Annotated in this window: 9 protein-coding genes and 2 pseudogenes; all 11 read right to left on the minus strand. The window is 60.5% G+C overall.

The window, feature by feature from the left end; translation table 11 throughout:
* Positions 1–278, minus strand: a pseudogene (locus VL202_RS13950) (integrase); the annotation flags it as partial.
* 322 nt (positions 279–600) lie between these two features.
* The gene (locus VL202_RS13955; RefSeq protein ID WP_325464711.1) at positions 601–1,290 is read right to left on the minus strand and encodes a response regulator; all 690 of its coding nucleotides are present in this window, start codon (positions 1,288–1,290) and stop codon (positions 601–603) included.
* Positions 1,287–3,977, minus strand: coding sequence for a sensor histidine kinase KdpD (locus VL202_RS13960; protein ID WP_325464712.1), 2,691 nt, complete (start codon positions 3,975–3,977; stop codon positions 1,287–1,289). The genes VL202_RS13955 and VL202_RS13960 overlap by 4 nt, the downstream gene beginning before the upstream one ends.
* Positions 3,978–3,991: 14 nt before the next feature.
* Positions 3,992–4,555, minus strand: coding sequence for a potassium-transporting ATPase subunit KdpC (gene kdpC / locus VL202_RS13965; protein ID WP_325464713.1), 564 nt, complete (start codon positions 4,553–4,555; stop codon positions 3,992–3,994).
* Between the two features lie 2 nt (positions 4,556–4,557).
* Positions 4,558–6,594 carry a potassium-transporting ATPase subunit KdpB gene (gene kdpB / locus VL202_RS13970; RefSeq protein ID WP_325464714.1) on the minus strand — a complete coding sequence of 679 codons (2,037 nt, stop codon included), beginning with the start codon at positions 6,592–6,594 and terminating at the stop codon, positions 4,558–4,560.
* 10 nt (positions 6,595–6,604) lie between these two features.
* Positions 6,605–8,314: a potassium-transporting ATPase subunit KdpA gene (gene kdpA, locus VL202_RS13975; RefSeq protein ID WP_325464715.1), complete on the minus strand. Its 1,710-nt coding sequence runs from the start codon at positions 8,312–8,314 to the stop codon at positions 6,605–6,607.
* A 14-nt stretch (positions 8,315–8,328) separates the two neighbouring features.
* Positions 8,329–8,415: a K(+)-transporting ATPase subunit F gene (kdpF, locus tag VL202_RS25980; RefSeq protein WP_113377767.1), complete on the minus strand. Its 87-nt coding sequence runs from the start codon at positions 8,413–8,415 to the stop codon at positions 8,329–8,331.
* Positions 8,416–8,811: 396 nt separating this feature from the next.
* Positions 8,812–9,348 carry a tyrosine-type recombinase/integrase gene (locus VL202_RS13980; protein WP_325464718.1) on the minus strand — a complete coding sequence of 179 codons (537 nt, stop codon included), beginning with the start codon at positions 9,346–9,348 and terminating at the stop codon, positions 8,812–8,814.
* 290 nt (positions 9,349–9,638) lie between these two features.
* Positions 9,639–10,418: a hypothetical protein gene (locus VL202_RS13985; RefSeq protein WP_414692862.1), complete on the minus strand. Its 780-nt coding sequence runs from the start codon at positions 10,416–10,418 to the stop codon at positions 9,639–9,641.
* A 121-nt stretch (positions 10,419–10,539) separates the two neighbouring features.
* Complete coding sequence (locus VL202_RS13990) at positions 10,540–11,976, minus strand: DUF1254 domain-containing protein (protein ID WP_325464717.1); 1,437 nt, start codon at positions 11,974–11,976, stop codon at positions 10,540–10,542.
* Positions 11,977–12,308: 332 nt separating this feature from the next.
* Positions 12,309–13,190: pseudogene (locus VL202_RS13995) on the minus strand (integrase core domain-containing protein); the annotation flags it as partial.

Below are 13,190 nucleotides of genomic sequence, written 5' to 3' on the forward strand. Positions count from 1 at the left end.
GGGCATACTGGCGGGTACTCAGATGCTCGCCATGATCGATCCGACTGGGGAATGCGTAGTCATCGATTGTGCCGCCTCTACACTCAAGCCAGGCAAACAAACTCGCCCTTACGTCCGCCGTGTGCTCGAACTGGACAGGACGACCGCTCTTTTGCTGGACCACCATGGCACGATTTCGGATTTCGTGTCCGGTGACCAGGGTTCCGATCTTGATTTCTACCAGATCGCAACCTCGAAGCTTACTGTCGATTGCAAGGTCGAACAGTGTGCGGTCGCATGCGTCCTTCTCTGTCGAGGAAAAAACGAATTGCCCATATCTGCCGCTGCTTGAAAGGCTTCTTCACACCGACCTTCCGGCCGGCATTCCAAGCCGGACGAGCCAATGCAGCAGGATCATATTGTGCTATACCATCTGAGTTCTCCTTCGGCCACCATTGGCCAAGGGAGAAACGTACAATCCAATTTCTCTACACCGCGCTCGTCTGCTTTTGCAGTTTGAACGCAGATTTTTCATTTGAGTGAAATAGCAGGAAGGGCACCATTCACCCGGACACTAGGCTGTGCCATGAGTGACATTCCATGCGACGCTCGAGTTCGACGTCATTCCTGCTCCGCCATCCGATAGCCCACACCCGGTTCCGTGCGCACGATTCGGGGCTGGGTGGGATCCTGCTCGATCTTCTGGCGCAACTGGCCGATGAAGACGCGGAGGTAATGCAGGTCGTCGCCGTGTGCTGGCCCCCAGACGGTCGTCAACAATGTGCGGTGGGTCACGACCCGGCCGGTATGGCGAGCAAGCAGAAGGAGCAGGTCGTACTCCTTTGGCGTCAGGTGCACGTGCTCGCCGCCTCGCGAGACGAGCCGCTTGATCGGATCGATGGTCAGCCCGTCGACTTCCATGATGGTCGGTATCGCATCACGTCGTCCACGATGGCGCAGTGCGGTGCGGATGCGCGCCGTCAACTCCCCAATGCCGAAGGGTTTTTCGACATAGTCGTCCGCGCCGAGGTCCAGCGCCGCGATCTTTTCGCTCTCGCGGTCGCGGGCCGAGAGGATGACAATCGGGATGTCCGACCAGCCCCGGAGGCTCGCGATCACCTCCTTGCCATCCATGTCCGGCAGGCCGAGATCGAGGATGACGAGGTCCGGCGCCTGGGTGGCAACGGCCCTCAGCGCTTCGGCGCCCGTCCCAGCTTCGACGACCTCATAGCCCGCAGCCGTCAGCGAGGGTTTGAGGAAGCGTTGGATCTGCGGCTCATCATCCACCACCAGGATGCGGGACTGGTTCATCGGACATCGCCCCTTGGTTCATTACTTCCGGGAAACCGCATGACGATGCGCGTTCCTCGCTTCTTGAGGGCCGGGCTCTCCGCATGGATCTTGCCGCCCATAGCCTCGACAAAGCCACGCGCGATGGAAAGGCCGAGCCCCGTGCCAGGCGCACGTCCATCCGGCTTCCCCCTGCGATAGAATTTTTCGAAGATGCGGTCCAGATCATCAGGCGGAATGCCCTTACCGAGATCGGTGACAGAGATCAGCACGTCCCTGCCGTCGCGACGGGCATAGACGTTGATCGGCTCGTCACCGCCATATTTCACCGCATTGTCCAGAAGGTTGAACAGGACCTGTCCGATAAGCACGCTGTCGCCCCGGATCAGCGGCAGGTCAGAGGCGATGCCCGTCTCGACGACACGTCCCGGCGCATATTTGCGCGTCCGCTCGACGGCGGACTGTACGACGTCGGCGACATCCACCCAGTCCTGTTTCGGCTTCAGCGTGCCGGCCTCAATGCGCGTCATGTCGAGCAGGTTGGCGACGAAGCGGCTCATCCGACCGCTTTCCTCTTCGATCGACTGAAGAAGATCGTCGCGGTTCTCAGGCGTCATACGCTCGCCGAGCTGGCGCAGACCGGTGACGGCACCGGTGATCGTTGCGAGTGGCGTGCGCAGGTCATGGGAAATGGAGGAGAGCAGCGCTTCCCGATAACGTTCGCCTTCCAGTCGCGCTGCCTGCTCTACAGTCTCGTCGGCAAGGCGTGCCCGGTCGAGCGCGATCGCCGTTTGGTCCAGGATGGCGGTCAGCGCGCGCTCGGCATTGAGGTCGAGCCGGTCGCCCGTGTGCTCGATGCCGCAGACACCGACAATGCCATGGGGTCCGAGCAGCGGGCGGAACTCGAAGCGGCTGTTCGGCAGCGTGCCCGTCCCATGGCCGGCGGGCTCGCGCTTGTCATGGGCCCAGCGTGCGGCGGTCATGTCCGTTACGTCGAGATCGGTGTCCGGCGGCCAGGCGGCTGCAACACCGAGATCGCCCTTGCGTGGGACGAGCAGCACAACCTTGCGCTTCAGGCTCGCCTGCAATTGCGAAACTGCGAGCCAGATCGCATCCTCGCCCTTTCCCGTGCTCGCGAGCTTGCGGGAGAAATCATAGAGGGATTGCAGCGCCGTCGCGCGAATCCTAGCCACCTCCGCTTGCTCGCGGATGCGCGAAGCAAGACCGCCGGCAATGATGGCCACGGCCAGAAAGACGAAAAGCGCGAAGACCTCGTGCGGGGCCGCGATTGTGAAGGTGTGGCGAGGATCGATGAAGAAGAAGTTGTAGGCCAGCGCCGACAGGAGTGCTGCAAAGAATGCCGAGGCGTAACCGCCGACCACCGAGGCTCCGAGGACGGCGAGGAGAAAGAGCAAGGATATGTTCGGCAGTTCGACGAAGTCGTCGATCCCCTTGCCCAGGACCGTGGTCAGAGCGACGAAGCCGAGAGCCCAGAGGGACGATTGCCTCAGGGCAGAGGTTCTGGGCAGGTTCAGAGATCGTCGCGCGCGTTCATTGGTGGAACTCTCCGGCGTGACAATATGGATCCCGAGACCCGACGCCTCACGCGCCAATGCATCGGGCAGCGACCGGGAGACGAGCTTTTGCCAGCGGCTGCGCTTGCGCGTGCCGATGACGATCTGGGTGGCATGTTCTCGGCGGGCGAGCTTCAGGATCTCCTCGACGAAGTCATTGCCGATGATACGCCGCGTTTCCGCGCCGAGCTGCTCGGCGAGGCGAAGCAGGGTTTCGATCCGTTGCAAGCGTTCCGGCGTCTCGACCTCCCGGTCGGCCCGCTCGATCGAGACGACAAGCCAGGGGGCATTGAGACCTGAGGCGAGCCGGCTCGCCACGCGCACGACCTTCTCCGACAGGGGGTCGGAGCCGACGCAGACGATGAGGCGCTCGCCGGTGGCCCAGGGGCCGTCGATGGCGTTCTGTTTCAGGTAGTCGACCATCTGGTCGTCGACGCGGTCCGCCGTGCGGCGCAGCGCCAGTTCACGCAGTGCCGTCAGATTGCCGAGACGGAAGAAACGATCGACGGCACGGTTGGCGCTTTCGGGCAGATAGACCTTGCCGTCCTTCAGCCGCTCGATCAGTTCGGACGGGGCGAGGTCGACCAGCAGGACCTCGTCGGCGCGTTTGAGCACGACATCGGGCACGCGCTCGCGCACGGTCACACCGGTGATCTGCGCGACAAGGTCCGCCAGGCTTTCGAGATGCTGGATGTTGAGCGCCGTCCAGACGTCGATGCCGGCTGATATCAGCTCCTCGATATCCTGATGGCGCTTCGGATGGCGGCTGTCTTCGGGATTGGAATGGGCGAGTTCGTCGACGATGACGATGCGCGGGCGCCGCTCGAGCGCTGCATCGAGGTCGAATTCCTCAAGAATCCGTCCACGATGGGCCATCCTGCTTCGCGGCAAGACTTCGAGACCGTCGAGCAGGGCTGCCGTCTCGCTGCGGCCATGGGTCTCGACCAGTCCGACGACCAGATCCACGCCGTCGACCTTCAGGCGTTTGGCCCGCGACAGCATCGCATAGGTCTTGCCGACGCCGGGTGCAGCGCCGAGAAAAACGGTCAGCTTGCCCCGGCGGTCCTTATCCGCCAGGGCAAGCAGGGCATCGGGATCGGGACGTCTATCGTCCCTGCGGTCTTCATCCGCCATCTAGGTCTCGCATATTACAGGGCATCGAGTGCCAGGTTGAGCTCTAGCACATTGACCCTTGCTTGACCGATAACGCCGAAGGTCGGAATTTCGGTCTGCCGCGCGACGAGCGAGGCGACGGCAGATGGATCCAGCCCCCTCGCCTGCGCAACACGCGCCACCTGAGCTTCCGCGAAGGCCGGCGAGACGTGCGGGTCGAGGCCAGAGCCGGAGGTGGTTACTGCATCGGCCGGGACAGGCTGCGCGATGTCGGTTTCGGTCAACCGGGCAACATCGGCGGTGACACGTTCCTTCAGCTTGGCCGAGGTCGTGCCGACGTTCGAGCCGGACGAGGCTGCCGCGTTGTAGGGCTCCGGCCCCGTCGCCGAGGGGCGCGGCCAGAAGTAGCGGTCGGAGGTGAAGTTCTGGCCGATCAGAGCGGAGCCTATAACTGCTCCATCCCGTTCGATGAGACTGCCATTAGCCTTGCCAGGCATGACGGCCTGGGCAATACCGCTGATCGCCAGCGGATAGGCGAGACCAGTGAGTGCGGTCATGGCGACAACGAAGGTGAGTGCAGGTCTGATATGGTTGAGCATGATTACACCAGATGAAGAGCGCTGACGGCAAGGTCGATGACCTTGATGCCGGCGAAGGGAAGGAAAAGGCCGCCAAGGCCGTAGACCAGAAGATTGCGCCGAAGCAGCGCTGCAGCACCCGACGGACGGTAAGCCACGCCTTTCAGGGCCAGCGGGATCAGCGCCACGATGATCAGCGCATTGAAGATGACGGCCGAGAGGATGGCCGACTGCGGTGACGTCAGTCCCATGATGTTGAGGGCTTCGAGCGCGGGATAGGTAGCGACGAACAATGCCGGGATGATGGCGAAGTATTTGGCCACGTCATTGGCGATCGAAAACGTCGTCAGCGATCCGCGCGTCATCAGGAGCTGTTTGCCGATCTCGACGATCTCGATGAGCTTGGTCGGGCTGGAATCCAGATCGACCATGTTGGCGGCCTCGCGGGCGGCCTGGGTGCCGGTCTGCATCGCGACCCCGACATCGGCCTGGGCAAGCGCAGGAGCATCATTGGTGCCGTCGCCGCACATGGCGATCAGGCGGCCGCCCTGCTGTTCCCGGCGGATATAGGCAAGCTTGTCTTCCGGTGTTGCCTGAGCGAGGAAATCGTCGACGCCGGCTTCCGACGCGATGGCGGCTGCCGTCACCGGGTTGTCGCCGGTCACCATGACGGTGCGGATGCCCATGGCACGCAGGGCCGCGAACCGCTCCTTGATGCCGGGCTTGACCACATCCTTGAGGTGGATGACGCCGAGCAGCCGGTCTCCATCGGCAACACCTAGCGGCGTGCCGCCGGTGCGGGCGACCTGGTCGACGGCCCGGCGGAATTCGGCGGGCGCATCCTGATCGGTGATACCGGCAAACTTCAGCACGGCATCGACGGCCCCCTTGCGCAGTCGGCGCTGACCGATATCCACACCGGAGAGGCGGGTTTCGGCTGTGAAGCCGATGACGGAATCGAACTCCGCCTTCGGCAGGGGCACACCGAATTCTCCTGTTGCCAGTGCCACGACCGAGCGCCCCTCGGGAGTTTCGTCCGACAGCGAGGCGATGAGCGCGGCTTCTGCCAGTTCCGTCGGCGTGACACGTGGAGCGGCGAGGAAGTCGCTCGCCATGCGGTTGCCGAAGGTGATGGTGCCGGTCTTGTCGAGCAGCAGCGTATCGACGTCGCCGGCTGCTTCGACGGCGCGACCGGAGGTGGCGATGACGTTGAAGCGAACGAGGCGGTCCATGCCGGCGATGCCGATTGCCGAGAGCAGGCCGCCGATCGTGGTCGGAATCAGCGTGACGAGAAGGGCAGCCAGCACCGTGACCGAAAGCACTGTGCCGGAATAGCCGGCAAGGCCCCAGATTGCGACGCAGACAAAGAGAAAGATCAGCGTCAGGCCCGAAAGCAGGATCGACAGCGCGATTTCGTTCGGCGTCTTCTGGCGCTGGGCGCCTTCGATCAGCGCGATCATGCGATCGACGAAGGAGGAGCCGGGCTGGACGGTAATCTTGATACTGATCTCGTCGGAGAGAACCTGCGTGCCGCCTGTCACCGCCGAGCGGTCGCCGCCGGATTCGCGGATGACAGGTGCCGATTCCCCGGTGATGGCGCTTTCGTTGACCGAGGCGACGCCTTCGATGACCTCGCCATCGCCGGGGATCAGTTCGCCGGCTGCGACCAGCACGATATCACCGACCTTGAGGCTGGATGCCGGGACGTTCTCCGTCCTGCCGTTGGAGCCGAACCGGCGGGCAACGAGTTCGGACTTTGTCTTCTTGAGGCTGTCGGCCTGGGCGCGGCCACGGCCCTCCGCCACCGCTTCAGCGAAGGTAGCAAAGAGCACGGTGAACCAGAGCCAGGCGGCGATCTGGCCGGAAAAGCCGGCCTCGCCCGCATTGGTGGCGAGGTCGCGGATGAAGAGTATGGTCACGACGATGGCGACGATCTCGGTCACGAAGATGACCGGGTTGCGCAGGAGTTTGCGCGGATCGAGCTTGACGAACGCATCGCGGATCGCCGGAAACAGGATCGTGGGGTCGAGAAGACCGGGAGCCTTGTGGTCTTTTGACATGATGGGTCCTTTAGAAGGTCTGGCCAGCGAGCATGGCGAAGTGTTCGACGATGGGGCCGAGCACCAATGCGGGCAGGAATTGCAGGCCGCCGAGAATGAGGATGATGCCGATCAACAGACCGACGAAGAGTGGGCCGTCGGTCGGGAAGGTGCCGGCGGAGGCCGGTGACTTCACCTTGGTGGCAAGCGATCCGGCGATCGCCATGACCGGCACGACATAGGCGAAGCGACCAAGCAGCATCGCGATGCCGAGCGTCGTGTTGTACCAGGGCGTGTTGCCTGACAGACCGCCGAGGGCCGAGCCGTTATTGCCGGCTGCCGAGGTATAGGCATAGAGGATTTCCGACAGACCGTGCGGACCTGCCGTGCCGACGTTTGCCACCGCAAAGGGCAGCATGGCGGAGACCGATGTGAAGCCGAGGATGACCAGCGGCAGGATGAGCACGGCGAGCATCGCAAACTTCATCTCGCGGCCCTCGATCTTCTTACCGAGGAATTCCGGCGTGCGTCCGACCATCAGGCCGGCGACGAAGACGGACAGAATTGCAAAGACCAGCATGCCGTAGAGACCCGAGCCGACACCACCCGGCAGCACTTCGCCGAGCTGGATGAGGAACATCGGCACCAAGCCGCCGAGCCCGGTGAACGAGCCGTGCATGCCGTTGACGCCGCCGTCCGAGAGACCCGTCGTGACAGCCGCGTAGAGCGCCGTCATCGCCTGGCCGAAGCGGACTTCCTTGCCCTCCATGTTGCCGAGTGCTGGATCGACGCCTACAGCCGTCAGGATGGTATTGCCCTGGGCTTCGGCCCAGTAGGTAACGGCCACCCCTGTGATGAGCAGGACCGCCATGGCTGAGATCAGCGCCCAGCCCTGCCTGCGGTTTCCGACCATCTGACCGAAGGTATAAACGAGCGACGCCGAGATCGACAGCATGGCGAAGATGTTGAGATAGTTCGACCATGCGGTCGGGTTCTCGAAGGGATGGGCGGCGTTTACGTTGAAGAAGCCGCCGCCATTGGTGCCGAGCTGCTTGATCGCTTCCTGGGAGGCGACGGGGCCGAGCGAGATCACCTGGTTGGTGCCTTCCAGCGTCGTGGCCGTGACCGAAGCGTCGAGCGTCTGGGGCAGACCCATGGCGACGAAGGCGAGCGCGACGACGATGGCGAGCGGCAGCAGCACGTAAAGTGTGGCTCTCGTCATATCGACCCAGAAATTGCCGAGCGTTGCGATCTTTGAGCGGGCCAACGCCCGTGTCACTGCAATCGCGAGTGCCATGCCAGTGGCTGCCGAGAGGAAGTTCTGCACGGTGAGGCCGGCCATCTGGGAGAAATGGCTGAGCGTGGTTTCTCCACCATAATTCTGCCAGTTCGTGTTGGTGACGAAAGAGACCGCCGTGTTGAAGGCGAGGTCCGGCGGCATTCCGGCGAAGCCTTGAGGATTCAGCGGCAGATAGGCCTGCAGCCGCAGCATCGCATAAAGTGCCAGGAAGCCGGCCAGCGAAAAGGCGAGCATGGCAAGCGTATAGCCGAGCCAGCTCTGCTCCTTCTCAGGGTTGATGCCGCTCACGCGGTAGAGATCCCGCTCCACGCGGCCGAGCATGGGCGAAAGAAAGGTCCGCTCGCCAGAAAACACCCGCGCCATGTAGAGGCCGAGTGGTTTGATTGTGACGAGCACGACGAGGAAAAGAAGGCTGATCTGCAGCCATCCGACAATGGTCATGGATATGCTCCCGATCAGAAACGCTCGGGACGCAGAAGCGTCACGACGAGATAGATGCCAAGGGCAATGGCGACGAAGAGGCCGAAAAGGGGTTCAAGCATCTGCGTGCCCCTCAAAGTCGGTCGAGCGTGCGGGCATAAAGTGCCAGCACGAGAAGCGTGCCAGAACCGAGCGCGATAAAGATGAGGTCGGACATGTCCGGGTCTCCTGTTGATACAGAAGAAGGACTAAGTCCGCTTCGGGTCAGGCTTCGATTGGGAAGAGGTGGGAGGGGCGTAAAGAAAAGATAAGGATGCACCCGCAGGGCTGACCGGAGATCCATGACCGCAGGTCCTTGCAGCACGGAATAGTCCCTATCCCGTTCGAGCGAGATGTCCGCTTGTCGGTGCGAGGATGCCGACGGGAACGGCCGAATTGGAGGCGCAAAGCAGATCGAATCCGGGGAGAGACTTTCCGAACGAAAAGGCGCGGCCCCACAACGTGCGGGGCCGCCCCCTTCAGATCTCAGTCCGCTCGGCCAATTCCAGTGCATCCTCAATATCGACGCCGAGATACCTGACTGTGTTCTCGATCTTGGTATGGCCAAGCAGGATCTGAATCGCTCGAAGGTTGCCGGTGGCCTTATAGATCATGGCAGCCTTCGTTCGCCGCAGGGAATGCGTTCCGTAATCCTCCCGACGAAGCCCAATCGCCGTCACCCACTCATCGACCAGTCGGGTGTACTGCCGAGTGCTGAGATGATCGCTGCGGTCGACGCGACTTGGAAAGGCATAGTCATCGACTGTTCCCCCCCTTCGCTGAAGCCAGGCAAGCAGACTAGCTCTGACCTCAGTCGTAATCTCGAACTGCACGGGGCGTCCGGTTTTCTGCTGGACGACCATCGCACGCGTTCGAGTTTCGTGGCCCGTGACGAGAGTCCCGATTTTCAGTTTTACAAGATCGCAGCCGCGGAGCTTGCTGTCGATGGCAAGATCGAAAAGCGCACGATCTCTCATCCTTCCTTCTCGGTCGAGAAAGAAGCGGACCGCCCAGATTTAGCGCTCCCTTAGTGGCTTCTTGACGCCAACTTGCTTGCCTGCGTTCCAAGCCGGTCGACCCAGTGCAGCAGGATCGTATTGCGAGATACCCATTTCAGTTCTCCTATGGCCACCATTGGCCGGAGAGAGAATGCACAGCTTCGGTTCTATGACGGGGCCGACAGTGGACTGTCCGCTGTTGTTTTCGGCTCCCATCAAACGGACGTCCAAGGCTGGCCACGCGTCGCGGGCTAAATTGTTGGAATGAAAGTTAGTACGACGGCCAACAATTACGGAGGTTTTTCGCTTCAAAAGTGAAAAGCGACGCCTAAAAATGGCCCTTTCTGAACGACGTCGAAAACGAACCCATCGTTTCTGTAGTCCACGCCCAACGCCCGATATCCTGCAACCGCGGAGATACTATCTGTGAACTTGTAGCCCAAGGCCAACGAAACATCCCAATCAAGGTCAGCCCCGCCGCCGCCGACCAAGCCCCAACCCGTGAGATAAAATTCGGGGGTTAAGTAGTAATTTCCTCGAACGCCAACGACAGCATCAACCCATGTTGCCCCATCGTCCACTTGGCGACCGCCGAGTAAGCCACCGTTGAAGGTTATCGTCGTGTCGACTGACCAAACACGGACCCCACCGACAACATCGAGATGTCCGGCTTGGCTACCCAATACCGAATAACCAGCTCCGAGCAGCCCAGCGAACGTGTTCGAGGCCACATCGACGCTATTCGCCAGGATACCATCTCTGGTGTTCGCGCTCGCCCCGAGCTTGGTGTAAAGGACGTCTCCGAATATGCTGAACCGATCGTACCGCGCTTCTCCCGCCCCCATGAATGCGAAGTCGAGGTCGCCCCATATGTCGTCGAAGTTCGAGTTGATGTGGACAGAAGGCAAGCCGAATTGCTTCATCTCTCCCGACAATCCGGCAGCCCAAAAATACGGAGCGACCGTATAAGTCCAGCCGCTTTCACTCTCGACCATTTCGGACTGAGGAACCCCCGGCGCAATATCGGCTGCGTATGCACCCGCCCCCGAGCAAAGGCCAATGCCGATGCCGATGACGGAAACCCGCATTAAAGAAATCAACATGCCATTCCCCTCGTATTCGGAGCAATCCCTTCGATTGCAGATCGTCCCCATCATCGCGCGAGTTGACTGCCGGGTTCGCCTGGCAGCCAACGCCAGTTCATAGGCGCTAGACCTTTTGCGCCGCAGGCAAGACCCATGACCCATCAAGGATGGAAGGATTGCCTTCCTTCGCCCAATACAGCCGCATCATAAGAATGAACTTGTCTTTGGGAGCAGGAAGCCAGTTGGACTCTTTGTCCGCCCCAGGAGATTCGTGCTGGATGTAGATCGTTGTCGATCCATCAGGATTGGGCTTGAGGTCCTGACGTTGGCTGATGGAATAGCGGTTGAGCGGGTTTTCAACGAAGAAGTACCCGGCATCATACATGGTGATTGACCAGAACCCGTTGACCGGCGGCAACTGGCCCTTCGGGAAGTTGACCACGTATTTTTCCGAACCGTTGTAGTCTCGCGAGAGCAAAGCTCCGCCCGACTTGGTACTCGTCGGATAAATTGCGTCCTGGGGCCGGTTCGCTCCAAGGCCAATGGCGGTTATCAACGCCCGTTGAAGGTAGTCGGTACCGTAGAGGCCGGTCTTCGTCGTATAAGCCCAGCCGTTGATGTCCTTAATGTCTCCGCCACTGTCCTTAAAATGCAGCATGATGCGGGCAAACGCGATTTGCGGCAGCCGCTTCTGCAGGATGACATCCAGTTTCGTCGCGTTAAAATCTTGTCCCGGAACAATGCCGATAGTGGCCAGCTTCTCCAGGATCGGTGCATCGGCAGCGGCGGGCGAGTTGGTTTTCATCAGTTCGCAGAACAGGGTGAAATACGCCACGGCATCAAGCGCGTTGACTTGCTCGCGAACGGCCGTCTTCATGTCGATGTTCGGGTCGACCTTGCCCGGAGGCGGCGTATAGTCTTTGCCATAAGCGCTCAGTGGTACGAGTTTTACCTCGTCCTGGAGTTTATGGACGGCGTCGTAATCCTCGGGGGTGCCCGTGCAATAGATGCGCCCAAGCAACCAGACCATGCTCGTCGGTGACTTGTATTCTTTCACGCCGTCGGGGAGCGTTCCCGACCAACCAGGACCTGTGATCGCGTAAGTTTGAGCGCCTGTTCCCGTGGTTCGTTTTCCCGGCACTTCAAAGACATTGGTCCAACCGTCTAGCATCGGGAAGAGAGCGAAACGGTCGCCCATCTCCGGCAGGCTCAAGACGTAGGGTTCATGTCCCACATCGAAAAATCCATAGGTGTAAAGCGTATCCGCGTTCGGAGCGGTCACATCTCGGAACGAAGCGTCCGGATATTCGCGCAGCCGACCGATCTGCCCCATTGGAGCCTTGGTGCCATGTGGCTCCGCGACGTTCGTAATCACGCGCCGTGTGTATTCCATGGTTACCAGCGGATAGGCGTAGACATAGGCTTCCAACGCCGTCCAAAAATCGGTTCGTCCCAACAGATCATCTGCTATGCCATCCTGGGCAACGGCGGCTGTGGCCGTCAGTGACACAGCAAGTCCCCCAACCGTTAACGTTGAAAATGAGCGACGCGAGATTTCCATAGCCCCTCCAAATCCTTGCGACTATTCGCAACCGGAGGTTAATCGAGGCGACACCGAATGCAAGCGAAATTCCTGTAACTACACCGCATAGAGTTCTTGGCCTTTTGGCCGTGACAGTCGTAATGGCCGTCGCAGCGATAGCGACGGTGGTAGCGTACTGAGATGGCGAGGACAGTTGTCAGAAGTGAAGGCAGAAGAGCTGCCGCTTAACAGGATGCGAGGCGATTAGATTAAAACCCGCGGTCGTCGCCACGAAGCGACTGCGGGAACTTCATAAAATGGCTTTTGAATATTAAGCGCGTTCAGTGCGAACACTCCAACAATAACCCCTTTTACAAGTTCCCGCATCTGACCTGAGACGCATCTTCCCCCCAGTTTTCAGGAGAGTCTTGAGTTTTCAATGTGGCCTCATGCTGCCAGTTTTCCAGAGCGATTTTCATTGCGAACTCATTGGGCGTGATATTGCCCGGAGAGGAATATGGTCGATTTTGGTTGTAGTCCTCCTTCCATTCGGTGATTTCGCTCCTCGCCTGCGTCAGCGACGAGAACAGTGTTTCGTTGAGGCATTCGTCGCGGAAGCTGCCGTTCAAGCTTTCCACGAAGCCGTTCTGCATCGGCTTGCCCGGTGCGATGTAATGCCACTCGACCTTGCTGTCTTGGCACCATTCGAGAACGGCCATGCTCGTCATCTCCGTGCCATTGTCGGAGACGATCGTTCGTGGCTTCCCTCGGCGCACGATGACGGCATCGAGTTCGCGTGCAAGCCGCCGACCTGAACGCGACGTGTCGGCGACCAGCGCCAGGCATTCGCGGGTGAAGTCGTCAACAACAGCCAGGACCCGAAAGCAATGCGGCGATAGCCGAAACGGCGGCGTTCGGACGCCACCAGCTTCATCGCCTCACGGATATGACCGTCATCGGGCCGAATGCCGCGGTATCGCACACTCGACCGATCAATGGACAAAACCTCGCACGCCCGACGCTGGCTTACACCATGCTTCTCGCAGACATGAGCTACAGCATCCCGCTTCACACCGGGCGTCACCATTTTTTGAGGCCACATCCTTCAAAATGGCATTATCCAGCATCTGCTCGGCGAGCAGCTTCTTCAGCTTGGCGTTCTCGTCCTCCAAAGCCTTCAGCTTGCGGGCATCGGACACCTCCATGCCGCCGAACTTCGACTTGTATTTGTAGAAGGTCGCTTCGGATATTCC

Origin of the sequence: Pararhizobium sp., assembly GCF_035497515.1 — a bacterium.
Taxonomy (GTDB): Bacteria; Pseudomonadota; Alphaproteobacteria; order Rhizobiales; family Rhizobiaceae; genus Pararhizobium.